We start from the raw sequence: 24,582 nt of genomic DNA on the forward strand, positions 1-24,582 counted from the left end.
CATTCCACCTGTCAGATTATCAGTTCTCCTAATAATCAAACTTTTTCGTTCTTTTATTAGTGCCTTAGCTTTTCACTAAGGAACGAGTCGCACATAAATTTTGTCCGAAATTCATTTAATTGTCCTCGCTTTCTTTTAATTGTTTCATTTCACAGTCAGCTTCTTTGCCGACATTCAAAATACACATCAAGACTACGCCGATACCCATTCCCATAGATACCAGCAGGAAGTCTTTTAATAATACCCACATTTTTCATCACTCCTAACTTTCTACCAAATCTTTTGCAGGGGTCGTCTGCTGTTTGATTATCATTTCATGCTTTTCTGTGAGCTTTGCCTGCTGTTCGATTGTTTCCATGTAGTCTGTACCGTTTCCCTTATCAATCTTTTTCAGCATTTTCAAGGTCGGTGCTACCTGCCTTTGTACCCAACGCAATGTACGTTCTAAGGTGTAAGGCTCTGGCTTTGTCGTCAGCTTCAAGCTCTGTCTGTTATCGCCGATAAACCACGCCCAGCGATCGTTGAGTTTCCAGTCATTTTTTCGCTTGTCGGGTTCTTCATCAACAAACCGCACATATTGATTGATGATAGAAAAAGCGGTCTGCTCTGCGTCATAATAGGTCAGCAAATCTCGTACTGCATAATAGGCACGTTCATTGCGAAGCCGTATCTCAAAACGGTTGATAATGTCGGCTTCTTCCAAAGGTGTCCCCAACTTGACGTACTGCTCATAGTCCTTTTCATAGATACAGAAATACACGTCTGATTTCAGCGAACCAAGATAAAGGGTACGTCCCATATATTCTCTGTCGTCCTCTCTGTGCTTGATAAGCTCGCCCGACTGGTAAAACTTATAACTTCTGGACTTTCCGATATATTCCCGTTTCCTGCATTTTTCCGCAAGCTCTGGAATATCCAAAATGCCCGTATGGTCGTTGATAGCAAGGTCAATACGCTTCATCACGCCACCGTCTACTAATGCGTCCATGAGAAAGTCATACCAGCTTCGTTGCTGTGCCAGCAGGTAACTTTCAAACTGCCTGCAACCACGCCCCTTTAACTCTAAAAGGACACCTTTTTCTTCGTCAGCCGACGTATAGATAAAGATGTCCCCTAAAGAATAATGCTCCGTATAACTGTAATGTCCGTAATCTTCATGGAGCATATAATTGATATTCAGTTTTAATATGTCTTTGATGATGTGCTGTATATCCAGCGTGGGAAAACGAATTTTTACATAATCAAACAGCATGGTAAGCGGTACTTCTGGATTGAACCTTGCCAGTTCCTTATGCAGAGTTTCCAGAAGCTCCTTTGACGGCTTCATTTTTCCGCTTTCTATCTTATTGAGATATTCTCTTGTGATACCAGAAGCCACCGCCAGCCTGCCTTGTGAGATACCGTAAGCAATCCGTTTCTCCCTTAATTCTTTTATCCATTGTTCTTCATTCAGAACCATACCCCCAATCTGTAAAGTGTGAAGTTTTTTTAGGCGACTTCACAGCCGATTTTTGCTAGGAAACCATGCCAGAAGCCTTATGTTTCCTATGTTTTTTGTCTATTGTCTATTTGCAAACGTACCCCTCTGTTAGATACCGAGGGGTTTTACCTGCTGGCGTGGCTTACGCCACACCAGCAACGGCTAGTCCGTGCCGTCGCCTTTCGCTTCGCACGTCGCCGTCCCGTCCTGCCTTGCTTGTGCAAGAGAACCAATAATCTGCAAAAAATCATGTCCTTTCGGGACTAAAGGCGTGTAAAATTCGCTTATCACGCTTGTTCCCACATCACAATAGCCACGCCCCTTGATACGCTTCTGAAAAAACTGCTTTTTAACATCTGAACCGAACAGCATACCATATCCTAATTCGCTGATACGCCCAAGTCCCACACGGAAATTGAAGTTATCTCTGATACCGTCCGAGAAATACTTTGCGTCTGGACGTTGGCAGGCGACAATAAGGAAATAACCTGCTTGTCGCCCTAACATAACGATTTTCTTTAACTGGCTAAGTAAACTCACGCTTTCTTTCGTCCCCAGCATTTCAAAAAACGCCACATATTCATCAAAGATAAGAAAGCAGGGTGGTAGTCCCAGATAGGCGTAGCATAATACTTCCATGTAAATTCCGCACCTGCTAGAGAAGCGTTTCCCTGCGGATTGTCTTTCTGTGTTTCCATATCAATCTTGAAAAGCTCAATCAAAGTGTCCGTTACTTTTGGCGTATCTGATACTTTCAAGGTTGCTGTCTTTCCAGCTTCAACCTTTAAGGAATATACAGTTTTATCCACTTTATATCCTGCTGGTGCGGATACTTCCTTGATATAAACTGTGCCAGCCGTTACCTCTACAACATTCGTATTTCCATTTTCATCAGTCGTAAGGGTGGCAAGCTGTTTCGTGCAGTCCTTATCAGCAAAGACACCGTATGTCGCACCAGCGATAGAGTAATTCCCGTTACCGTCTGTAATGCTGGTATTACTGGAAACCTTTTGCAGTTTCGCATTTCCAACATTCAGCTTCGCCCAGAATTGTCCTAATTCCTGCCCCTCGCCAGAGTAGATGTAACCGCCACATTCATAGCGTCCTTTATTTTCTTTGACAAAGGCTCTTGCACCAGAGAAAACTTCGTCCTGCGTTGCCTTTGGAATTTCATCATAAGAAGCTCGCACGTTATCACATTGCCAGCCAAGATGTACGCTCAATCTCTGCCAGACTACAAGCTGTCTTAAAAGGTAAGCGTGATTTTTGCTTATTCCGCTGTGGTTGTCTGTGTACTGTTTTACATATTCGATAGATAAGGCAACGTCGCTTATCTGGTCGGCACTCATGCGTGAGCTTGCGTCAGTTCTGGTTTTGTAACCATTCTTAAAATCTGTGTTAATGTCTATACAGTAAGCGTCCTCGCCCTCGACGGTCAAATGTCCCTCATTAAAGGTAGAACCAATCGAACCGTCATTCATTACTTTTTCAACGATACCGACACGCTCTTTTGACTCCGTCCAGTATTGCTTACTTTCTGCATGAACGGGTGTAGTCGGTAAAGCAGTAACGACAGTTGCAAGAGCTAAGAAGCCCGTACACAATCGTTTCCATGTCTTTTTCATAAATCTAATGCTCCTTTCTGTAATCATCACAATTTAAAAACGCCACTTGTGAAGTACAAATGACGTTTTAGGTGTGATAATGACTTTTCTTTATCTTTCTTATTTTTAATTTTTCCTTTATTTATGCGGTTTTTCCGCTTTGTCTATATAAGCATGTACCGAACGGGGCAGGAAAATCAACTACAATGAAATGCATGGCGTCATTGATATATCCAACCAGCGGACAGATCATCATCGAGGGGCATGATCTCGCAAAGGAGCGGGAGCTCGCTTTACAGTATGTATCGGCGATGATTGAGGCACCGGGGCTGTTTCCGACGCTGAGCGGCTATGAGAATCTGCAGTATTTCGCAAGACTGAAGCATGTCGATCAGAAACGGATAGAAGAAATTGCGTCCTTCACCCGTCTGCATAAGAGTCTTGATAAGCGTGCAGGCCAGTATTCCATGGGGATGAAGCAGCGTCTGGGTCTTGGAATTGCACTGCTGGGGCATCCGAAATTTCTGATTTTGGATGAGCCGACAAACGGACTCGATCCCAGAGGTATCATGGAGCTGCGTCAGGAGCTGCGGCAGCTGGCGGATGATGAGGATGTGTCAATTCTTATATCCTCACATCAGCTGGGTGAAATAGAAAAAGTTGCGGACCGGATCATCTGTATCAATCAGGGAGAAATCGTGGAAACGCCGTCTGCCATACACAATGCATATATATATACCTTTTACATGCAGGAAAAGGATTTGGCGGAAGCCGCAGCGATTCATATGGAGGATGCACAGCTTGAGCGGGTTGATCAGGGGATAAAGGCGCATTTTCGTAATGAAAAGGGGATGAATGCCTATCTGCAAGAGCTGCTGCGTCTGCATATTGATATCATGGATATCGTTAAGGAAAATGTGGATATTGAGTCTGTTTACCGGGAAGTATATGGTGATGGTTCATGAAAAAAATCATTCTGGCAGAATTAAGGAAAAGCTGGAGGGGAAAACGGGTTCTCGTGGCTTTTGCGGCCTTTCTCTGCTTTTTCTCGGTTGTGTATGTAAACTGTCTGCAAAAGGGGAAGGCATATGAGGATGATCTCATCATGCAGCTGCACTACCAGAATGCAATCGTAAGTACAAGGTGTGGAGATTTGATGTACACCTTGCAGAATACGCCTGTTGAGAAAGAAAACCCGGGTCAGCGTGAGGAAGCATACGGCTGGTGCAATGTAACGGATAATGTATCCAGCTGGACATATCTTCGACAGGCACCGGAATATTTCGACTGGCATAATACAAATGCCTATGCCATAGGGCGTGCCGAAACCCTTCTTGCGCTGATGGATCGCGGTTACTACCACGATGAGCTGAAGGGCTATGGAATCACAAAGAAAACCCTGGAAACGGACAGGGCGTATTACCGTTATTTTGAAGCACAGGATATACCGCCATACACAACACCGTATGAGCCCAATCTCTTAAACTTCATCCTTCAGATGTTTCAGCATGATACGATGCTGCTGCTCATTGTTGTTGTATCACTGTTAATGGCAGATCAGATTTGTCATGACTATGACAGCGACACCTATAAAGCCATATACAGTCAGCCGATTTCCAGAAAAAAGCTTATTATCGCAAAGGTATCCGCCGCTGCAGCTGTAATTCTGTTAACCCTTCCGGCTGCACTCGCTGTATTTTCCGTTGTGCCGCTGTCGGCCTATGGAATGGGAAGCAGTGCATATCCGTACATTGTACATACCTATGATGTCGTATCATGGACATGGCTGCTGCAGCGGATCCTGCCGTTCTCCCTTCTTGTAATTCTCTTTTATATGACTGTGGCCGCGCTGCTGGCCTCCTGGCAGAAAACGATATCCAACACCATGCTTTGTATCGGCTCCCTGCTGATCCTCATTTACTTCCTCATCCGTATATTCGGATATTCCATACCGCTGTTTTCCTGGATACCGTTCTTCTACATATATCCGATGGAAATCGCTGCGCATGATTTCACGTTGGACTTGCTTCCGTGTACAATTCTCTGCATTGCCGGCAGCCTTGTGTTTTTCCTGCTGCATATTTTTATCATAGAAAAACGGGATTTGGAAGGTGGTGTCCGCTCATGAAGCGGCGATTCTGCGTATACCGGCAGGACAGGGGGACTGCATGAGGGCTCTGCTGTATGCGGAAATACGGAAAAGCTGGAAAGCAAAGCGGTTTCTGGTATCCGTTCTCGCATTTCTATGTTTCTTTGCGGCAGTATATGCAATTGCTTTAAAGAAGGAAAGGGCATATGGGGATGCACTGGTCATGCAGCTGCATTATGAAAATCCTGTCGCAGATAATCAATGTCAGACACTGCTGTTCAATCTGCAGCGTACACCGAAAGAGGAGGAAGCCCCGAAGCAGCGGGAGGAGGCGTATTTGAGGTGTGATATCCAATACGCGACATCCTCCTGGACCAATATGCAGCAATCTCCTGAATATTTTGACTGGCATGATACCGTTCGCTATGCAAAGGAGCGTGCACTGGGTTATCAGAAGCTGCAGGAGCTTGGTTTATCCATGGACATGGTGAAGGAGCTGGGGATAACAAAGGATACGCTGCACCGTGATCATACCTATTATGCGTATTTCCTCAATCATGATATAAAGCCGTATACCAGTCCCTATGAGCCGACACTGTTAGACTTTCTTATGCAGATAGTTCAACAGGATACCATGCTGTTGCTGCTGCTTGTTGTTGGCGTATTGATGGCGGATCAGATTTGCCATGATTTTGAGAGTGGGACATATAAGCTCATATACAGTATGCCAATCTCCAGAGGTACTCTGCTGATTGCCAAACTGCTGACAGCATCCTTTGTGATTCTGCTTTCCTTTACGATTGCTCTGCTGCTGTTTTCCATCCTGCCCCTTCTGCAGCATGGACTGGGAAGCATGCAATACCCATACATCGTTCGCTCGTATGAGGTGAGTACCTGGTCATCCTTAATGATCAAAGCGGTGCCGCTTTCCATGCTTGTGGTTTTGTGCTATATTGTGCGGCAGCATGGCTGGCATCTTGGCAGAAGACGGTGTCCAATACGCTGCTGTGTATCGGCTCCCTTTTGCTTGTGATATATTTCATGATGCGTATCTTTGGAAATTCGTCCCCTCTGTTTTCCTGGATTCCGTTTTTCTATCTGCATCCGCTGGAAATTGCTGCACAGGAATATGCAGCGAACAGTACCCTGTGTATGATGATGTGTGCGCTGTGGCTGCCGCTTTTATTTGTCGGGACCATACACGTGATTAACCGATCCGACCTGGAAGGAGGTATGCGATGATGCTGGAAATAAAAAAACTGCTGCGTAAGAGAAAGTTGTGGATTGCCATGGTCTGTGTCCTGCTGTGCGGTGTGCTGAGCGCAGTGGATTTGAATGAGAAGGCAGCAACCGAGCACAGAGCGCTCTACGCTGATGCACTGGAGGCGGAGAACAAAGTGAAGCATCAGCTGTTCATGCTGATGACGGATGACAATGCCGCGTATTTCAAAACCCTGACACAGAAGAGTGAGCGCTTAAAATCAGCCATCCAGAATAAGGACTGGAGGGCTGTGAATAAAAATTATGCCGAAGTGAATCTGCTGCATGCAAGACGTGTTTCCGCTCTGTATGCTACACGGAACTTCGATTTGTATTATCGTGAATATGTAACGAAGGAGGATACGCTGGAGGCATTGCGCAAGGAACGAAAGCTTCCGGAATTTTCCGATCGTGAAATATCAGAGGATTGGGCGAACAGCTACATGGACAATGATGAAACTCAGATGTTTCCGTATTATCAGTTCACCGCCCGGTTTTATGATCAGCTGGAAAAGCAGGGGATTGCCACTTTGACCTATTCCACAACGGACAGCGCTACGCTGATCGTACAGTTCATGCGCTCCCTGTTTCCGATACTGCCGGTTATATTGATCACGCTTCTGTGCTTTGACTCCATTCATGAGGACCGGGATAGCGGGGTTATCAAAACACTGCTGTCACAGCCACGCAAACGCATTTGTTATCTGCACCAGAAAATACGCACCAATCTTGCGGCGCTGTGTGCCATATTCTTTATACCGCTTCTGCTGCTTTCCCTGTGCTTCGGCATCTTTGATCACTATGAGCGTATGCAGGCACCGGTGTTGTCCAATGTGCAGGGATTGACCTCTCTGGAACAGATGGAGAACACCCTGGCAGAAACAGAAGAAAATAATGCAATGACATATACGCTTGGAATTACGCGGTATTTTTCCATTCCTTATCAGACACAGAGTCCGAATTCCAAATTTGATTTTTTGCCGATGTGGCAGTTCACAGGCTGGTGTGTCCTGATGGCGCTGCTTGTCATCCTCTTCTGCATGCTGCTGAATATGCTGTTTAATGCCATTTGCAGAAACAAGATGACATCACTGGTTCTGACGCTTGCCATTCTGCTGCTTGGCATGGGAATTGCACAGCCGGCCAATACCGAGACATGGTATGCATGGCTTCCGTTCACCTATTTCAATCCCGTGGACATTCTCAGCGGCTATACGTCCTATACCTATCTGAATGGTATTCTGACGTTGGGAATATCCTGCGGACTCCTGTATGTTGCAACACGCTGGATCTTCCGGAAAAAGGATGCAGCATAAAAAAATCCGCTCACCTGCGGCAGCATCAGCCAGCTTCAACGTATGCGAAACAACATATCACAGCATACGTTGAGAAGCTTTGGCACAACGGTATCAGGTGTTCGGATTTTTTCTTTTTAAGGCCTCGTATTTATCACGGGCGATTGCGCGGTATATGCTCTCATGGCGGCTTTCCCACATCATCATCGCCCAGCAGCACCATAACAGATTCTGGAAATTCTCCCAGATATCAAGCTGCCTGCGCACGGTAGCATTCATTTCGTCGAAATACACGGCATAGAAGCGCTCCCGCAGGGCCGGATCCTCTATCTGGTTCTCACTCAGAAAGGACATCACATCAAACAGCGGATCGTTGTTAGCTGCATATTCATAATCAATCAGATAGGTCTTATCCTTTGTGAACAGGATATTCCCATCCACCCAGTCGTTATGACAGAGGGTGCGGGGATTGTTTAAATGATAAACTGCCTGTATGGCATCCTCATACGGGGTCAGATCGTACAGCGGCTGTCGGAGGCGGTTGCGATAGCCCTGCAGTCGACGAATCGGTTCAAAATCGGCATCCACACGCTTCTGCAGCGAATGGAACCGTTTCATAAGGGCAGCTGTCCGCTCCAGCTTGCAGGGGTCTTCGCATTCCCTGTAGGTTCTGGCATCCGGCAGATACCGTGTAACCTTATAGCCGCTTGCTTCATCATAATAAATCGTTTCCACATCGATATCCGCGTCCCGTACAGCCTCCAGAGCCATCGTTTCGTGATGCCGGTTCACAATATGCTCGCTGTCTGCGCGGGGAATGCGCAGGACATATGTTTCCTGATTCATTTCCAGAAGGAAGTTCTGATTGGTCAGCCCTTTATGCATATCACGTATCGTAATATCCGGATCGAAAAACAGCGTATCCAGAAAATCCATTGCTTTCATTCATATCACCTGTTTAATCATAGCATATTTAAGTAAAATTTGTTAGAATAAATAGCGAGAAGGTGAAGAAGTGAAAAAAGTTCTGCTGACGACATGCAATGCTAAATATATACATAAGAATCTTGCTTTGCGCTGGCTGTATACGACAGCTCCGCATAAGGAATGCGTCACGATAAGGGAATATACGATAAAAGAGCAGGAGGAGTGGATCGCACAGGATATTTTATCCGTACAGCCGGAGGTGGTATGCTTCAGCTGCTATATATGGAATATTCAGCTGATCCGAAGGGTCATTCTTTTGCTGAAGCAGCAAAACAGCGATCTGCATATACTGGTTGGCGGTCCGGAGGTCAGCTACGAGTCCTATGATCTGCTGGATGAGGGTGTGGATGCCATCAGTATCGGAGAAGGGGAACAGAGTGTATGGGAATACATCACCATGCTGGAGGAAGCAAAAGCGTATCCGGTTTCAGGCATTTACACAAAGCAGTATCCCAATACGGAATATCGCAAAACTGACCTTGCATGGCTGGAGCGCTTTGAAGCACCGTATTTCATGGAAATGGATGAGGCGGGGATGGACAGGCAGTATTTTTATCTGGAGACAAGCAGAGGCTGTCCATACGGCTGCACCTACTGCCTGTCCTCCGCCGATCGAGCTGTCCGCATGTTTTCCATGGAGTATATCATGAGGATACTGCACAAGCTGAAGGACAGCAGGGTAACGCAGGTGAAGCTGCTGGATCGCACCTTCAATGCAGATCCCAAGCGCGCTTTGCAGATTGCACGCTATATGAATGAGTACTGCACTCATCAGATTTTCCAATTTGAAATCGTTGCGGAAACACTGAGTGAGGAGCTGCTGCAGTTTTTCTGTGAGGAGGCTGTTCCCGGCCGCTTCCGCTTTGAAATCGGCGTGCAGTCCTTTCACACCAGGACGCTGCACGCGGTTGGACGCACCCAGAATAACGAACGTCTCATAGAGGTCATTCAGCGACTGAAGGCAAGCGGTGCTGTCATGCATGTGGATTTGATTGCCGGCCTGCCCTATGAGGATCTGAATTCGTTTCAGGTCTCCTTTGATACCCTGTTTTCCCTGCAGGCCAGTGAGCTGCAGCTTGGTATTCTCAAGCTGCTGAAGGGAACCAAGCTGCGAAGTCAGCGGGAAAGCTATCACTTCGTGTTTCAGAAAAATGCCCCCTATGATGTCCGGGCCAGTGCGTGGCTGAAGGAAGAGGAGATGCAGCGGATTCATGCGTGTGCAGAGGCGGTTGAAAAATTCTGGAACAGCGCAGCCTGTCGCAGTGTGATTACCGCAATCCTGAAGCTGCACTGGTATGAGAGTGCATTTGCATTGTTTATGGATCTGGGACAGGAGTATGAAAAGCTGCCGCGTCCCTATCAGCCCTATGAGCTGTTTTGCTGCTTTTATCCGTTACTGAATACACAGGATGAACGTCTGGTGGATGCCATCCTGCTGATGCAGTATTACCGTAATTTTAAACAGAAGCCGCATCGCTTCACACGGCCATGGGTAACGCTGGAGAAAAAAAAGGAGCTGCTTTCCTTTGCCCTGAAGCAGGGGATTGCCAATCAGGATACGCTGTTTCGCTATGGGGTGGCGGATATCGGCTATTGCGGGGAGGCGGGCTATCAGCTGGTGCTGTACAATCGTCACCAGCAATATCCGAGACAGTGGTTTATCAATGAGAAAATGACAGAAATCAAGGAGATGACACGATGAAAGAAATCATGCTTGCAAGCGCCAATGCGCATAAGGCGCAGGAATTTGAAGAAATGCTCAGGCCGCTTGGATATACCGTGAAGACATTGCTCGATCTAAAGGAGGATATCGAGATTGAAGAAACAGGGACAACCTTTGAAGAAAATGCCCTGATTAAGGCAAAGGCAATTCATGAGCGTCTGGGAATCGAGGTGATTGCGGATGACAGCGGTCTTGCCGTCAATGCGCTGGATGGCGCACCGGGTATCTATTCCGCACGCTTTATGGGCAGGGATACCTCCTATGATGTGAAAAATCAATATCTGATCGATCAATGCAGGCATGCCGAGGATAAGGGCTGTCAGTTTATCTGTGCGATCGCCTATGTGCAGGCAGATGGCAGTGAGCATGTCTTTACCGGAGTCGTAGAGGGCATTGTAGCAGACCATATGGAGGGCGCAAAGGGCTTTGGCTATGACCCGATTTTCTATTATCCGCCTTATGGAACCACACTGGCAAATGTGAGGGAGGAACAGAAAAACCGTGTTTCCCATCGCGGTCGTGCGCTGGCAAAGCTGGTAGCCTTTATGGAAAAGGAGAACTGATATGCTGCACCTTGTACTATATGAACCGGAAATCCCGCAGAACACCGGTAATATGATGCGGACCTGTATGGCAACCGGCACCCGTCTGCATCTGATACAGCCGCTGGGCTTTTCACTGGATGAACAGCATCTGAAAAGAGCAGGTATGGATTATGTGAAGGAGCTGGAGTATACAATCTATAAAAGCTGGGAGGAATTCACTCAGCAAAATCCCAGTGATAATTATTATTATATGACGAGATACGGCAAAAAAGCACCTTCGCAGTTTGACTTTACCAAATGTGAGGGCGATATCTATTTTATTCTGGGCAAAGAGAGTACAGGAATTCCCAAGACGATTCTTTCCCGGCAGCTGGAGCACTGTATGCGCCTTCCCATGGTGGCCAATGCGCGTTCCTTAAACCTCAGCAACTGCGCGGCAATCATCCTCTATGAGGCTTTGCGGCAGCTGGACTATCCGGGTCTTTCCGGTGTTGAGGTTATTAAGGGAGAGGATTGGCTGACAACATGATTGAATGGCTCGATCAATTCGTCGATACCCGGGCAAAGCGCCGGCATTTATTGTATTTAATTGCCTTATCCGCATGCATACTGCTCGTGCTGCCCTATCTGTTTCTCGGCCTTCGCCTGCTGCAGCTATCTGATTATCCCTCAGTATTCGCGTTGCTGAAGGAACCGCTGATTTCACAGACCTATGTATCCCGTATTATTCTGGATACGATTTCCCTTGCATCCTTTTCTTTTACAAAGGCGATCACAATTCTGCTGAAGGAGCTGCGTCCATTTGAGGTGGTAACGGCACTGCTGTTTCTGCTCGTCTTCCCGGCTGTAGAGAAAAAACGGAGTACGACCGTTGTGCTGAGTGCCGCACTGCTTGCGGCAGGTGGTATCTTTTTCTGTACCTGGCAGGGACTTTCCAGCACATCGCTGGCACAGGCAGTCGTCTATATCCGCTGCATCGGCGGAATTTTGTGTGTTCTTGGCGGGTTGCTATTATGCTTTCTATTCTATTATACACGCAGGCAGCTGAAATCCTATTATCTGGCATTGCAGATACGGGTAGAAGAATTGGAAGAACAAGAAACTGGAGGCAGCTTATGATAAAGACAAAACGGCTGAGCATACAGCCCTTTCAGGAAGCAGACTGTACCGGCATGGTGAATCTGCTGTGCAATGAAGAAATTAAGAAAACCTTTATGATTCCGGATTTCGCAACAAAATCCATGGCAGAGCGCCTGTTTCATCAATTCAAGGAATGGTCATATGAGGAAGCGCGTTATGAGCGTGGAATCTATCTTGGTGATCAGCTCATCGGGTTTGTCAATACTGTGGAGGCAGAAAAAAGCTGCATTGAGCTGGGGTATGTGATCCATCCGGCACATCATAACCACGGCTATGCCACAGAGATGTTACAGGCAGTAATAGCAGATCTGTTTGAAAAAGGCTATCATGAAATCTGCGCAGGGGCCTTTCAGGAAAATACTGCAAGCTGCCGCGTTATGGAAAAGTGCGGTATGAAACGGATACAGAAAACAGCAGAGGTGGACTATCGCGGCCATCTGCATACATGTGTCTATTACCGTATTCGAAAATAATGACAGGAATTTTATCAGCGAAGTGATATGCGCAAGAAAACGGCAGACTGCCCATGCGCATCCACTGCTGCTTATATCAGAAAATAAAAAAAGAACATGTGCGATTGCCGATGGCAGCACATGTTCTTCTTTTGTACGCGTTTCTTAGAACTCTTTCAGGTTACGCAGGTTTGTGGATTCGTCTCCATCGTTGATTCCACGAATGTGACGAGCTCCGTCACGTCCTGTGAATGGAAGAGCGTTTTCGATCATACCCTGTTCAACAGCCTCTAAAGCCTGTTCGTAGTCGTAAGTCTTTCCATTGTTGTCCTTGAACTCGCTTAATGTACCATCACTGTTACGACGAGCTGCAACGAAACGTGTCTTTTTGCTTGTTTTTTCTTTTTTCATTTTTTCTTACCTCCTGACATTATTGTGAACACCAATCGCATATTTATACATAGGAGGGATACTGTGAAATTCTGGAAATTAAAAATGAATGACAGGAATTATCTGCTGGTGAGTGTGCGAAGAGAGCACATGCGGGATGTTACACTGTGCAGTGAACAGATGCAGCAGGAGCATCAAAGCTTTGCGGGGAGTATTGTAAGGGAGGATATCCGCTTTCAGATTGTGGAGGATGCAAATCCTGCAAATTTGTGCAGTCTGGAGGCGGTATGCTGTCTGGGGTTCTGGTATATGAAGCAGTTTGAGAAGGATACCTGCAATATCCGGATGCAGGAGCGGGAATGCCGCATGAAATGCTTTCGCAATCTGGTGACTCTTGAAATCCGGGAGCATGATACGTACCGCATGCCCGAAGTCTACGAAATACAGGATGATATGCATTTCAGTACGCCGGAGGGCTCAGAAACACTGATTCCGGTCTATCGCAAGGCATATCATGACGATCTTCTGCACAAAATAGCTGTAGGCGTATCCCGCGGCGGAAAAAGCCTTCTGCGCTGGTCCAACAACAAAATCTACCTTTCTGCACCGGTATATATGGATTATGAGGGCATTGTAAGAAAAATGTGACGGGTTCGGTGAAGATTGAAGAAGAATATAGTCGTTTCCATTGAAATTTTCCGATTTTCGTTTATAATATTGTCTATGGTGAAGAGTCTTTAACCATCTTTTTCTAAACGGACATACGGTAGGGAGTGGTAATTCTTGGATGGATCGCAAATATGTCTTCTCATCGTTTTACTTATACTGGTAGCTTTCAGTGCACTGTTTTCGTCAACAGAAACGGCATATTCCTCTGTGAATATGATACGTTTGAAGCAAATGGCGAAAAACGGAGATAAGCGTGCCCGTACAGCGTACAGCATTTCCAAAAACTTTACGGCTGCAATTACAACAATATTGATTGGAAACAACGTGGTGAATATTCTGGCAACCTCCATTGCGACAGAGCTGTTTACACAGATGTTCGGGAGTGCCGGTGTGGCAGTTGCCACAGGAATCATGACGGTTCTGATTCTGACATTTGGAGAAATTACGCCGAAAATTGTTGCGAAAGCAAAAGCGGAATCCGTAGCTTTGTTTATGGCAAAGCCGCTTTCCATCATGGTGCTGCTGTTTCGCCCGATTTCCTTTGTTGTGGAGTCGATCGAAGCGCACTGGGAAAAGAAAATGGAAATTGAAAACGTTACGGCAACGGAGGATGAGCTTCTGGAGATCGTTTCAACGATTGAACAGGAGGGAGTTCTGGAGCAGGAGGAGCGCGAGCTGATTGAAAGCGTCATTGAGTTTGATGATAAGAATGTACGCGATATCATGGTACCCAAGGATCAGGTTGTTTTTCTGTATGACAATGCCACCTATGAGCAGATGAAGCAGGTTCTTCATGATCACAAGCTGTCCCGGCTTCCGGTGATTTCCTATCAGACAACCGAGGTTGTCGGTATTCTGCGCGTGCGCGATGTACTGGATGCTCTTCTGGAGGATAAGGAAATCGTCATTTCTGAGATGATGCAGGAGCCGGTATTCGTTACACAGCGAAAGAAGCTGCCTGCGGTTCTGGAGGATATTCAGAAATCGAGGGAGCATATGGCGATTGTTGAGGAATCTTTGACTTCCCATGTTTTTGTCGGAATTGTCACGCTGGAGGATGTATTGGAAGAGCTGGTAGGAGAGATCTATGATGAATATGATCCTCTTCCCAATCACGTCGTGGAAATCGGACACCATACCTTTACGATTGACGGGAATGTGTCGCTCGTTGATTTCTTCGATACATATGTAGAAGATCAGGATGCGCCGAAAACAAAGGCGAGAACCTTCGCCGCCTGGATCTTTGAACTGAATAACCATCGCAAGGTCCGCAAAGGCCGTGAAATAGAATTTGAAAACTTTGAAATCAAGGTTCTGGATACCAAGGATGGTATGGCAGCCAGAATCGAAATGCAGATCTTGTCACAAATGGATGACGATTTAGACTAGGAGGAATACTATGAACGTATTTTTGAAAGCAGTAAAGCCTGCAAACGCACCAAAGGCGCTGGGGCCTTATTCTCCGGCAGTGAAGCTGGGAGACTTTGTTTACCTGAGCGGGCAGATTCCCTTAAACCCGGAAACAGGAGAGGTAGAAGGAACGACAATCGAAGAGCAGACTCACCAGGTCATGAAGAACATCAAGGCTGTTCTTGCGGACATGGGGCTTGATTACAAGCACATCGTTAAGACGACGATCTTTGTCAGCGATCTGAATGACTTTGATAAGCTGAACGAGGTATACGGCAGCTATCTGGAGGAACCATATCCGGCAAGAAGCTGTGTGCAGGTAGCACGTCTGCCAAAGGATGTTAAGGTAGAAATCGAATGCATTGTGATTGATACCCTGGTTTATGAACAGCAGATGGCAGCGCAGGAAAGCGGATGCTCAGGCTGTGGCGGCGGATGCGACGGAGGCTGCTGCTAGAAAAGGTCATATGGGAACGGAGTAAATCTGTTCCTTTTTTTATGCAGGAAATTCTCTCGTATTTGATTACTTTTTGTGCATTTTCCGATTTCTGTGATATAACGATTAGGTGAATGCTTTTTGGGAGGCGGGGAAATGGTTTATTATTTGCAAAGAATTGATGAGAGAAGCTGCTTAATGGTGCAGGAGAATCAGCAGCAGGCACGACTGCAGGAGCCTGTACTTGTCATATTACAAAGACTGTGTATGCGTCATGGCTCCACCTTTGAGGGGAGAAGAGCAGCAGCTGCACGCAATCTGGATATTCATCAGAAGGTGCCGATTCTGTTATCGGAGATTTACCGCGATGTATTATTTCCGACAAAAGCAATGCGCAATCCCGATTGTATCTGGATCAATTACCGTGCAGTAGATGAGGTGCGCCGTCTGGAAAAGGGCTGTGTGGTACAGTTTCATGATGAAAGTAAATTGTCTTTATCAGTCGATATCCGCTGTATTCGCAGAAGCATGCGTCTGTGTGAACGCTATTTGTCTTTTCTGAATTCCTGAGGTATATATATGGTATAATGATATCCGCAAGGAGAGATTATAAGATTATAAAAACATAGAAAATGTGTTTGTGAGAAAGGTGTCTTATTATGAACAAATCAAATACCGCAAATTATAAACCAAAAGATTTTGCAGAATTATTAGGTGTTTCTGTTAAAACATTACAACGCTGGGATAGGGAGGGGATATGAAGGCAAATCGCACTCCAACAAATCGTAGGTATTACACTCATGACCAATATTTACAATTTAAAGAAATACATACAATGATATAAGAGATATTGTTAAATATGCGAGAGTGTCTACAAGAAACCAGAAAGACGATTTAAAAAATCAGATTGATTTTTTAAGGCAGTTTTGCAACGCAAGAAAGTATAAGAAGTTATGGAGAATAAAATTTCCAGTAAAGATAGCTTTATACGCTTTGGCTATGATTGGTTTGAAAAGCTCTGCCAAAAATTCAATACTAGAATCATTGTTGTAAATAATGAATCTCTTTCGCCAAACGAAGAATTGGTGCAGGATATGATATTTATCTTATATGGATTAAGGTAATGCAAGAAACAGATAAAGGAGGACAAGGAAATTGCTGAAGAGTTACAAAACGGAAATCAACCCAACTCTGGAACAAATACAGAAAATCAATAAAACGATTGGTACTTGCCGCTTTGTATATAACTTTAATCTGGCCCGTAATAAAGAAGTTTATGAAAAAGAGAAGAAATTCATATCCGGCATGGACTTCTCAAAATGGTTAAACAACATCTATTTAAAAGAAAATCCTGAGTATGTATGGATAAAAGAAGTCAGTTCAAAATCTGTAAAGCAAAGTATTATGAACTTCGAAAGGGAATTCAGGAGTTTCTTCAAAGGACAATCCGGGTTTCCCAAATTCAAGAAAAAAGGCAAATCGGATGGTAAGATGTAGTTAGTGAAAACAGATTCTAAAGTAACCATGCCATGCGATAGACATCGTATGAAAACACAGATGCTTGCATGGGTAAGATGAAAAGAAAAGGGCTGTATCCCTACGGACTCTAGTATTTACATTATTAAGAGCGGCGCTGTTACATGTAAGGCTGGACGATAGTATGTGTCAGTTTTCGTTGAACAACCGGAACAGGTAAGTCCACAGTTAAAAGATATCGGATTAGGAATTGACCTTGGTGTCAAGGACTTTGCCGTTATCAGAAGGGTATTGTAAAGAAGAACATCAATAAAACTGCAAAATTAAAGAAAGTAGAGAAACAGTTAAAACGAGAACAGCGTTGCCTTTCGAGGAAATACGAAAGCTTAAAGAAACGCAATAAAAATGAAGGAGGAAAAGCTACTCGACAAAATATCCGAGAGCAAGTAGTAAAGGTACAAGGACTTCATCATAAGATAGAGAATATCCGTACGGATTATATAAATAAAAGTGTTAATGAGATGGTGAAGACCAAGCCGTCTTATATCACGATTGAAGATTTGAACATATCTGGCATGATGAAGAACAGGCATCTTTCCAAAGCAGTTGCTTCGCAGAAGTTCTATGAATTTAGAGCGAAACTGGGAGCAAAATGCAGAGAATATGGGATTGAATTAAGAATTGTAGATAGATGGTATGCATCCAGTAAGCTTTGTCATGAATGTGGTTGTATCAAGAAGGACTTAAAGCTTTCTGACAGAGAATACGTATGTGAATGTGGCTATCATGCAGACAGAGATTATAATGCAAGTCTTAATTTAAGAGATGCTATATCCTACAAAGTAGCATAACCAGGGACTTGTAGGCATGTACCGATGGCTTTAGTCGGGAATTTACGACTGTGGAGTATACAAGAACTTGTGAGTAGTATCTGGATGTATCCAGTACAAAAGCATATACGGTGAAGCAGTAAGAAAGGTTCACAAGAACTTTCAACATCTCGGTATGGATATATTTGTCCATGTTTTGAGTAGCAGAGATAATTATGGAACTTTACGTGTTGATATTTTTAATTCTGTGTGTTGTACTGCTGTTTATCTTTCTGTTTCTGCAGCAGCGGCCGGCAAAATCAGCAGACAGTGAACGAGTGCTGCGGGAGCTGAACGCACAGCGAGAGGATATGGCAGCCATGCAGCAGCAATTCAACAATCAGCTGATGATGCTGCAGACGCAGATTTCCCAGCTGATGAAAACCGATTTGCAGTCTCTGCATGAAAATGTCGAGCAGCGGATGAGCCATCTGGAGCTTACGCTGAATGAGAATCTGCACCATGGCTATCAGACGACAACACAGGTTTTCGGCAAGGTGCTGCAGCAGATGGGAAGGCTGGATGAAAGTCAGCAGAGCATTAAGGAGGTCTCTGCATCCATCCTGCAGCTGCAGAATGTGTTAAATGATAAAAAGACCAGAGGCATCTTTGGTGAAATAGAATTGTACAGTCTTTTGGAAACGGCGATGGGGACGGATGAGCATCGTTATCAGAAGCAGTATAAGCTGAGCAACGGAACGATTGCCGATGCTGTTCTGTTCGCCAGTGAACCGCTGCGTATGATTTGTATTGATTCCAAATTTCCGCTGGAAAATTATAACCGTCTGATGTCAGCGGATACGGCGCAGGAAAAGGCCAGAGCACATGCTCAGTTTGTACAGGATGTGAAAAGGCATATCCGCGCAATCGCTTCCAAGTATATACTGCCGCAGGAAACAGCGGAATTTGCCTGCATGTTTCTGCCTGCCGAAGCAGTGTTTTCCTATATTTATGCGAGCTGTGATGAGGTCGTGCGTTACTCTTATGAAGAAAAGGTGTATATGGTCTCACCGACGACACTGATGGCATATCTGACCGCAATACGTGCGATCTATCTGGGCGTACAGCGCAATGAGCATGTGGAACAGATTCAGCAGGAGCTGAAGCATCTGCAGGTCGAGTTTGAGCGGTTTCATAAGCGTTATCAGACAGTCGGCAGTGATTTTGAGCGAACCTATCAGGATATGCGGCAGCTGCAGATTACAGCTGGAAAGATCGTGAAGCGCTTTGAAGAGATTCAGGAGGTGCAGCTGGATAAAAAGAAGGATAGCGCAGCATAATCCGCGTTCTCAAAACGGTATGAAAAAAAGAATGACAGATTGATTCTGTAAAGAAATAGCTTAACAGGAAATCTGGAATCGCAAGAGGGCACGGCAGTGACTCCTTTTGGTAGTATCATTGATGTAAACTATATATTGACAAATGTTGAATTCCACTATATGCTAAATCTGAAGAGTTAGAATACAGGAATAACGATATACATATATGAATCAATCATAGCCTGTTTCTTTCGCAATTACAGAGAAATTCAACCATTCGATTGGAAATAGGAGACACTTTATGGAACTACAGGAAGCGATTACCGCAAGATACAGCTGCCGCAGCTTTACAGAGCGTGCGATTGATTCAGCGCTGCTGAAAACATGTGTGGAAACCGCGGGGCTGGCACCATCCGCATGCAACTCGCAGCCTTGGAAATTTCACATCATCCAAGACCCGGCCATGGTAGCCCTGACACAGCCCTTTACAAAGCATGCAGCTTTTATCGTTGTTGAAGAACAAAAGCCGGTGGTTTCTGAGCGAATCGTGAATCGCATGAAGAATCAGGAATTTCATCAGGTGGATATCGGTATTGCGTGTGCATATCTGTGCCTGCAGGCTGCTGAGCTTGGTTTGGATACATGCATGATTGGATATTTTCACGAAAAGAAAATCAAAGAGCTGCTGCAGATACCGGATAAAAAAAGAATACGGCTCGTTATTGCTGTGGGCTACGGCAGTCAACAGAGACGAAAGACTGACAGAAAGACATTGCAGGATATTCTGACAATACATGAATCGCTATAGGAAATCGCGTCTTTTTATTCAATCGCTGTGAGTCTGAAAGGGAGGATGAGGATGGATATACTTGCTTACTGCGCTGTTATCGGTGCCTTGTTTCTGCTTGCTTCCATTGTTGATTTACTGAGAAGCTGTCTGAAGGAATTGCGGCAGATTCGGGACATGCTGCGCACCAGTCAGCTTGTGGAGCTGCAGAAGGTCATGAAGGAGGCAGGGGTGGAAACGGAAGAAGCGGCAGGATGAGATGCTCTGCCGCTTTTCTTATACTATTTTTCAATCGAGATATGCTTGGTAACGATCCATCGGTCAATCTGATACAGATAGGCAAGCAGCTGTGGTCCGCTCATAAGCTGACCGTACCATGGCAGCTGAAAGCTTTCCCCCTTTGTATCAATCAGCTCTTTTAATTTTACATCATCAAACAACTCATGCAGCGGGCTTGTCGGATCCTCATAACGCTCCTGCAGACGTTTGCTGACCAGCTCGGCGTATCGGGGATTGTGTGTCTTTGGAAACGGGTTCTTTTTCCGATGGGCAACACTTTCAGGCAGCTCATGTTCAAATGCCTTTCGCAGAATGCCTTTTTCCTCCTGCTTCAGAAACTTCATCTCCCATGGGATGTTATATACGTATTCCAGCAGCTTCACATTGGCAAACGGGGCACGGATATTCAAATGCGCTGCATCTCCCATGCATACCTGACGGGTAACCAGCGTCTGCATAAACCAGTGCAGACACAGCACGGTGTGAATACGCGCACGGCGGTCCTCATCACTGTCGGTATCCAGATATTCAATATCCTGTATGCTTTCCGCATAACGCTTTGCGATATAGTCCTCATACGGAAGACTCTGCAAATCCGGATGAAGCAAAGAGATTCTCTCTTTTGTGGAGCGCAGCCATGGAAAGGTATCCAAATCCTTTAACTCATCCCGGTAAAACCACGGATAGCCGCCAAAAATCTCGTCCGAGCACTCTCCGCTTAAAATGATCTGTTCCTTTTCAGCAACCTTACGGCACAGCCACAGCAAGCTGGAATCCACATCTGCCATACCCGGTGCCTCTCTTGCCAGCATAGCATCCTCCAGCAGATCACAGAGCTCTTGCTGTGACAGCATAAGCGGTGTATGCTCACATTGACAGAACTCACACATATCCTGAATAAAGGAAGCATCCAGAGAAACCTGATACATATTCCCCTTGAAATTTTCTTTATTCCCTTCATAATCCAGAGAATAGGTACGCCATTGCGGATTCTTTTTTGCGGCAATGCTCGTTATCAGGCTGGAATCCAGTCCGCCTGAGAGAAAGCTTGCCTGTGCACCAGACGCCTGTGCGTGGATAGAGGCACTCATCAAATCGTGTACCTTCGTGATGGTCTCCTGTAAGGTATCCGTATGCGGATGTGCGGAAAGCTTATAATATGTTTTTATCTCCAGCTTACCGGCGGATATACGAAGCAGGGAGCCCATCGGCAATGCATGAACATCCTTATACAGCGTCTGATTTTCACTGATGCTGGGGCCAAAGGCAAACAGCTCCAAAAGTCCCTCGCGATTCAGAACGGCCGGTGTATCCGAAGCATCCAGCAGAGGCTGAATCCGGCAGCTGATCCAAATGCAGTTGTCCTTGATCAGATAATAGATTGGGCGAAGCCCGAGCGGATCCTTGGCACAGAAGAGGGAATCACCTTTCCGTATAATAAAGGAGTAAGCACCCTCCATATGCTCCATCGCTTTTTCGCCCCAGAGCAGATAGGCATACAAGACGGCTTCCTCCAAACTGGAGGGATCAGGAAAACCAGCCTGTCGCAATTCCTCGTGTAATTTTTCAAGCTGATACAGCTCACCATCACACATAACAGAAAATTCCATTGCTTCATGCTGTACAGCTTTGAAGCCCTCGGTATATATCTTGACATCCCTGCGGGTATCGCAGTGCATTTCGACTGCCTCATTTAGGGCAGCTACGGCTAAAAATTGTTTCATAACAACTCTCCTTCCATATGCATTGTATGAATTTTTACAGCACAATAGTATCAGTTCAGCTAAAAAACAGCTGTAAGTGCTTGCGGGAAATCGTGTAAGACCTGATACGGCTGAATGAAAATTTACATAGAAAAAAGTAAACAGGTATCATCCGCAAAACGGTTGCATGTAGAAAAAAAGATAGTATAATTATGCATGACCAGAGGAAAAAGGGAGTAGAAGAATGAGATTAAAACCAAGTGTCAGAGATCTGATTACGGTAGGCTGTGTGATTATCGGATCACTTCTCTGCGCCATCAATATCAATACCTTTATCAATGCCGGGGGCTTATTTCCGGGCGGCTTTACCGGACTGACGGTATTCATTCAGCGATGCGCGGAAAAATATATGAACCTGCAGGTTCCGTATTCTGCGGTCAACTTTGCATTGAATGCCATACCGGCCTACATCGGCTACAAAACAGTAGGAAAGAAATTCACACTGTATTCCTGTGTGATGATTGTTTTAACCGGTGTGTTTGTTGAAATCCTGCCGGTTACCAATATCACGGAGGATATTCTGCTGATTACCATATTCGGTGGAATTTTACAGGGTGTCGCTTTGGGCATCGCCTTACGCGGGAATGCCAGCAGCGGCGGAACGGATTTCATCGCCATGTGGATTTCACAAAGGACCAATCAGCCAGCCTGGAATTATATCCTGGCTATGAATGCTGTAATGCTTGTGGCTGCCGGATATCTGTTCGGATGGAATGCTGCACTGTATTCCATAATCTTTCAGTTCTGCTCCACACAGGTTATCAATTTTGTGCATACCCGTTACAAGCGGATGACGCTGTTCATCGTCACCAGCAATCCGGATATCGTGATTGAGGAAATTCAGAATTCCACACATCACGGTGTAACGCGGCTGGAGGGGATCGGTACCTATTACGGGCGGCCGAGAACCATGCTGTACACAGTTGTGGATTCTCAGAATGTCAAGGGGCTTGTCACCCGAATCCGTGAAATTGATCAGACCAGCTTTGTCAATGTGACAAAGACGGAAAGTGTTGAGGGGAAATTCTATCAGCGGCCGATTGAATAAAATCAGTTGATTTGCTTACTAAAACACCTGAGAGGGTGTTTTCTTTTGCTCTTCATAGCCTGTTCACAGAGTTATCACATGCCGCCTGTATACTGTAACCGTGAAAGGAGAATACTCATGTACATTTTAAAGAATGCATTGCGGAATATAACCAGGGCAAAGGGCAGAAATATACTGATCGGCTGTATCGCCTTTGTGATAGGTCTGTCAGCCTGCCTTGCATTGTCGATTCGCGAGGCTGCGGACAGGGAGCGTGAAAGCGGCTTATCCGATTTGAACATCACCGCAACCATCCGTGTGGACCGCCAGTCCATGATGGAGGATATGCGTAAGAATGCAGAGGAAACAGAGCAGGGCAGTATGAAGGATTGGATGTCTTCGATGAAAGAGCTGTCTTTGGAGGAATTAAAAACCTATGCACAGGCAAAATCCGTCCATGATTTCTATTATACGGAAAGTGTTTCCCTGAACGCATCCTCGATAGAAGCGGTTTCCACCTCCTCTGATACTACTGATACAGCCCCGGCAGACACATCCCAGGAACGTGGATTTCCCCAACAGGGGAAGGGCATTGGCGGTATGCAACATCAGGGGGATTTCACCATAACCGGCTATAGCAGCTATGCGGCGATGACGGCCTTTGCGGATGGCAGTGCCCAACTGAGTGAGGGAGTCCGTTTTACGGAAGGTGATGATGCGCTTACGTGTATCATCCATCAGGAGCTTGCCACACTGAATAACCTGTCCATCGGGGATACGATTACCTTTACCAATCCCGCTGCTGAGAAGGAAACGTACAAGGTCAGGGTTGTCGGTATCTATACCTCTACAAAAACCGCTGATTCTTTTATGGGGATGAATATGATGGATCCTGCCAATCAGATTTATATGTCCTATGAGGCTCTGCATGCGATGGTTGAAAAGAGTACCGCTGATACGGATACTGCCCTGCATGCCCAGACCCGTGGCACGTATGTGTTTGAAAATGTTGAGGCATATGATAAATTTGAAGCACAGGCCCGAAAGCTTGGGCTGAGTGATATGTATACCGTTTCCTCTGAGGATGTGGCTGCTTATGAACAAAGCCTTGCTCCGCTGGAAAATCTGAGTACGTATGCCGGATATTTTCTGGCGGTTGTATTGCTGGTCGGCGGTGTGATTCTAGTGGTGCTCAATATCTATCACATCCGGGAACGGAAATATGAAATCGGGGTGTTGGCGGCCATCGGTATGAACAAGCGCAGGATTGCTTTGCAGTTCATCTGTGAAATCCTCATAGTAACACTTATGGCGATTATGCTGGGCTGTGGAATCGGTGCTGCCGCAAGTGTACCGCTGACCAACACACTGCTGCAGACACAGACTGTACAGACATCTGCCGCGCAGGAAACCGATTTTCCAAAGGAAGGCGGTCCGCAGATAGAGTTTGGCGGCAGGAGCAAGGGAATGGAGAAAGAAACTGTATCCTATATACAGGAAATCAGCAGTGCCGCCAATGGAAAGGTCCTGCTGGAGCTGGGCGGTATTGCCATATTGCTGACGCTATTATCCGCCGCCCTGGCGGTACTGCGTATTCTGCGTTATGAACCGCTGAATATATTATCGAACAGAGAATAGGAGG

The 24,582-nt window shown here is 45.7% G+C and carries 26 protein-coding genes and 3 pseudogenes; 22 read left to right on the forward strand and 7 right to left on the reverse strand.

What is annotated here, in order from left to right:
• Positions 1-115: 115 nt before the first annotated feature.
• The 4 genes and pseudogenes from KSZ58_RS06395 to KSZ58_RS06410 all read right to left on the reverse strand — a co-directional run.
• Positions 116-250, reverse strand: coding sequence for a DUF3789 domain-containing protein (locus KSZ58_RS06395; RefSeq protein WP_002322987.1), 135 nt, complete (start codon positions 248-250; stop codon positions 116-118).
• A 12-nt stretch (positions 251-262) separates the two neighbouring features.
• Positions 263-1,459 (reverse strand): MobT family relaxase, encoded by a 1,197-nt coding sequence (mobT, locus tag KSZ58_RS06400; protein ID WP_009319951.1) that lies wholly within the window; start codon positions 1,457-1,459, stop codon positions 263-265.
• 183 nt (positions 1,460-1,642) lie between these two features.
• Positions 1,643-2,104 (reverse strand): annotated as a pseudogene (locus KSZ58_RS06405) (ATP-binding protein); the annotation flags it as partial.
• Positions 2,104-3,105, reverse strand: a pseudogene (locus tag KSZ58_RS06410) (SrtB-anchored collagen-binding adhesin); the annotation flags it as partial. The pseudogenes KSZ58_RS06410 and KSZ58_RS06405, both read right to left, overlap by 1 nt.
• A gap of 119 nt (positions 3,106-3,224) precedes the next feature.
• Between KSZ58_RS06410 and KSZ58_RS06415 the strand changes: the two are divergent.
• From KSZ58_RS06415 to KSZ58_RS06435, 5 genes are read left to right on the forward strand one after another with little or no spacing between them, the layout of a single operon-like run.
• On the forward strand, positions 3,225-4,049 hold the full coding sequence (locus KSZ58_RS06415) for an ABC transporter ATP-binding protein (protein ID WP_308125115.1): 825 nt from the start codon (positions 3,225-3,227) through the stop codon (positions 4,047-4,049).
• On the forward strand, positions 4,046-5,212 hold the full coding sequence (locus KSZ58_RS06420; protein ID WP_009269317.1) for an ABC transporter permease subunit: 1,167 nt from the start codon (positions 4,046-4,048) through the stop codon (positions 5,210-5,212). Before KSZ58_RS06415 ends, KSZ58_RS06420 begins: the two co-directional genes overlap by 4 nt.
• Entirely contained in the window at positions 5,199-6,206 is a 1,008-nt protein-coding gene (locus tag KSZ58_RS06425; RefSeq protein ID WP_009588346.1) for an ABC transporter permease, read from the forward strand. The genes KSZ58_RS06420 and KSZ58_RS06425 overlap by 14 nt, the downstream gene beginning before the upstream one ends.
• Entirely contained in the window at positions 6,164-6,415 is a 252-nt protein-coding gene (locus tag KSZ58_RS06430; protein ID WP_009588345.1) for a hypothetical protein, read from the forward strand. The genes KSZ58_RS06425 and KSZ58_RS06430 overlap by 43 nt, the downstream gene beginning before the upstream one ends.
• The gene (locus KSZ58_RS06435) at positions 6,412-7,749 is read left to right on the forward strand and encodes an ABC transporter permease subunit (protein ID WP_009588333.1); all 1,338 of its coding nucleotides are present in this window, start codon (positions 6,412-6,414) and stop codon (positions 7,747-7,749) included. The genes KSZ58_RS06430 and KSZ58_RS06435 overlap by 4 nt, the downstream gene beginning before the upstream one ends.
• A 93-nt stretch (positions 7,750-7,842) precedes the next feature.
• On the opposite strand, the gene KSZ58_RS06440 is transcribed toward KSZ58_RS06435, so the two are convergent.
• Positions 7,843-8,673, reverse strand: coding sequence for a choline kinase family protein (locus KSZ58_RS06440; protein WP_217752641.1), 831 nt, complete (start codon positions 8,671-8,673; stop codon positions 7,843-7,845).
• Positions 8,674-8,743: 70 nt separating this feature from the next.
• Here KSZ58_RS06440 and KSZ58_RS06445 point away from each other — a divergent pair, with 70 nt between their 5' ends.
• Genes KSZ58_RS06445 through KSZ58_RS06465 form a run of 5 tightly spaced genes read left to right on the forward strand, consistent with a single transcriptional unit; the run spans position 8,744 to position 12,596 of the window.
• Positions 8,744-10,417, forward strand: coding sequence for a B12-binding domain-containing radical SAM protein (locus KSZ58_RS06445; protein WP_161128997.1), 1,674 nt, complete (start codon positions 8,744-8,746; stop codon positions 10,415-10,417).
• The gene (gene rdgB / locus KSZ58_RS06450) at positions 10,414-11,001 is read left to right on the forward strand and encodes an RdgB/HAM1 family non-canonical purine NTP pyrophosphatase (RefSeq protein ID WP_054344372.1); all 588 of its coding nucleotides are present in this window, start codon (positions 10,414-10,416) and stop codon (positions 10,999-11,001) included. Before KSZ58_RS06445 ends, rdgB begins: the two co-directional genes overlap by 4 nt.
• A 1-nt stretch (position 11,002) precedes the next feature.
• On the forward strand, positions 11,003-11,512 hold the full coding sequence (locus KSZ58_RS06455) for a tRNA (cytidine(34)-2'-O)-methyltransferase (RefSeq protein ID WP_002608686.1): 510 nt from the start codon (positions 11,003-11,005) through the stop codon (positions 11,510-11,512).
• A complete protein-coding gene (locus KSZ58_RS06460; protein WP_054344371.1) occupies positions 11,509-12,102 on the forward strand; it encodes a hypothetical protein in 594 nt (197 codons plus the stop codon). The genes KSZ58_RS06455 and KSZ58_RS06460 overlap by 4 nt, the downstream gene beginning before the upstream one ends.
• Positions 12,099-12,596: a GNAT family N-acetyltransferase gene (locus KSZ58_RS06465; RefSeq protein WP_008819382.1), complete on the forward strand. Its 498-nt coding sequence runs from the start codon at positions 12,099-12,101 to the stop codon at positions 12,594-12,596. Before KSZ58_RS06460 ends, KSZ58_RS06465 begins: the two co-directional genes overlap by 4 nt.
• 144 nt (positions 12,597-12,740) lie before the next feature.
• Here the strand turns inward: KSZ58_RS06465 and KSZ58_RS06470 are convergent, their stop codons facing one another.
• Complete coding sequence (locus KSZ58_RS06470; RefSeq protein WP_002608689.1) at positions 12,741-12,986, reverse strand: DUF3892 domain-containing protein; 246 nt, start codon at positions 12,984-12,986, stop codon at positions 12,741-12,743.
• A 63-nt stretch (positions 12,987-13,049) separates the two neighbouring features.
• On the opposite strand from KSZ58_RS06470, the gene KSZ58_RS06475 reads away from it, so the two are divergent.
• The 10 genes and pseudogenes from KSZ58_RS06475 to KSZ58_RS06520 all read left to right on the forward strand — a co-directional run bounded on the left by KSZ58_RS06475 (position 13,050) and on the right by KSZ58_RS06520 (position 20,129).
• Positions 13,050-13,613, forward strand: a complete 564-nt coding sequence (locus tag KSZ58_RS06475; protein WP_161128996.1) for a hypothetical protein — start codon at positions 13,050-13,052, stop codon at positions 13,611-13,613.
• 135 nt (positions 13,614-13,748) lie between these two features.
• On the forward strand, positions 13,749-15,023 hold the full coding sequence (locus tag KSZ58_RS06480) for a hemolysin family protein (protein WP_002608691.1): 1,275 nt from the start codon (positions 13,749-13,751) through the stop codon (positions 15,021-15,023).
• Between the two features lie 10 nt (positions 15,024-15,033).
• Positions 15,034-15,501 (forward strand): RidA family protein, encoded by a 468-nt coding sequence (locus tag KSZ58_RS06485; protein ID WP_002608692.1) that lies wholly within the window; start codon positions 15,034-15,036, stop codon positions 15,499-15,501.
• 135 nt (positions 15,502-15,636) lie between these two features.
• The gene (locus tag KSZ58_RS06490; protein WP_008819379.1) at positions 15,637-16,050 is read left to right on the forward strand and encodes a competence protein ComK; all 414 of its coding nucleotides are present in this window, start codon (positions 15,637-15,639) and stop codon (positions 16,048-16,050) included.
• Between the two features lie 89 nt (positions 16,051-16,139).
• Positions 16,140-16,697: pseudogene (locus tag KSZ58_RS06495) on the forward strand (recombinase family protein).
• Positions 16,636-16,977, forward strand: coding sequence for a helix-turn-helix domain-containing protein (locus tag KSZ58_RS06500; protein WP_008819378.1), 342 nt, complete (start codon positions 16,636-16,638; stop codon positions 16,975-16,977). The pseudogene KSZ58_RS06495 and the gene KSZ58_RS06500 overlap by 62 nt, the downstream one beginning before the upstream one ends.
• 284 nt (positions 16,978-17,261) lie before the next feature.
• The gene (locus tag KSZ58_RS22630; RefSeq protein WP_233104361.1) at positions 17,262-17,807 is read left to right on the forward strand and encodes an RNA-guided endonuclease TnpB family protein; all 546 of its coding nucleotides are present in this window, start codon (positions 17,262-17,264) and stop codon (positions 17,805-17,807) included.
• Between the two features lie 194 nt (positions 17,808-18,001).
• Complete coding sequence (locus tag KSZ58_RS06510) at positions 18,002-19,105, forward strand: DNA recombination protein RmuC (protein WP_008819376.1); 1,104 nt, start codon at positions 18,002-18,004, stop codon at positions 19,103-19,105.
• A 280-nt stretch (positions 19,106-19,385) separates the two neighbouring features.
• Positions 19,386-19,892 carry a nitroreductase family protein gene (locus KSZ58_RS06515; RefSeq protein WP_008819375.1) on the forward strand — a complete coding sequence of 169 codons (507 nt, stop codon included), beginning with the start codon at positions 19,386-19,388 and terminating at the stop codon, positions 19,890-19,892.
• A 51-nt stretch (positions 19,893-19,943) separates the two neighbouring features.
• Positions 19,944-20,129 (forward strand): hypothetical protein, encoded by a 186-nt coding sequence (locus KSZ58_RS06520; RefSeq protein ID WP_054344370.1) that lies wholly within the window; start codon positions 19,944-19,946, stop codon positions 20,127-20,129.
• A gap of 23 nt (positions 20,130-20,152) precedes the next feature.
• Here the strand turns inward: KSZ58_RS06520 and KSZ58_RS06525 are convergent, their stop codons facing one another.
• Positions 20,153-21,874, reverse strand: coding sequence for an asparagine synthetase B (locus KSZ58_RS06525; RefSeq protein ID WP_217752643.1), 1,722 nt, complete (start codon positions 21,872-21,874; stop codon positions 20,153-20,155).
• 223 nt (positions 21,875-22,097) lie between these two features.
• On the opposite strand from KSZ58_RS06525, the gene KSZ58_RS06530 reads away from it, so the two are divergent.
• On the forward strand, positions 22,098-22,961 hold the full coding sequence (locus KSZ58_RS06530; protein WP_002608700.1) for a YitT family protein: 864 nt from the start codon (positions 22,098-22,100) through the stop codon (positions 22,959-22,961).
• 117 nt (positions 22,962-23,078) lie between these two features.
• The gene (locus KSZ58_RS06535; protein ID WP_175627821.1) at positions 23,079-24,578 is read left to right on the forward strand and encodes an ABC transporter permease; all 1,500 of its coding nucleotides are present in this window, start codon (positions 23,079-23,081) and stop codon (positions 24,576-24,578) included.
• Positions 24,579-24,582 lie beyond the last annotated feature (4 nt).

The organism is Erysipelatoclostridium sp. DFI.2.3 (genome assembly GCF_019132535.1).
Taxonomy (GTDB): Bacteria; Bacillota_I; Bacilli_A; order Erysipelotrichales; family Erysipelotrichaceae; genus Clostridium_AQ; species Clostridium_AQ innocuum.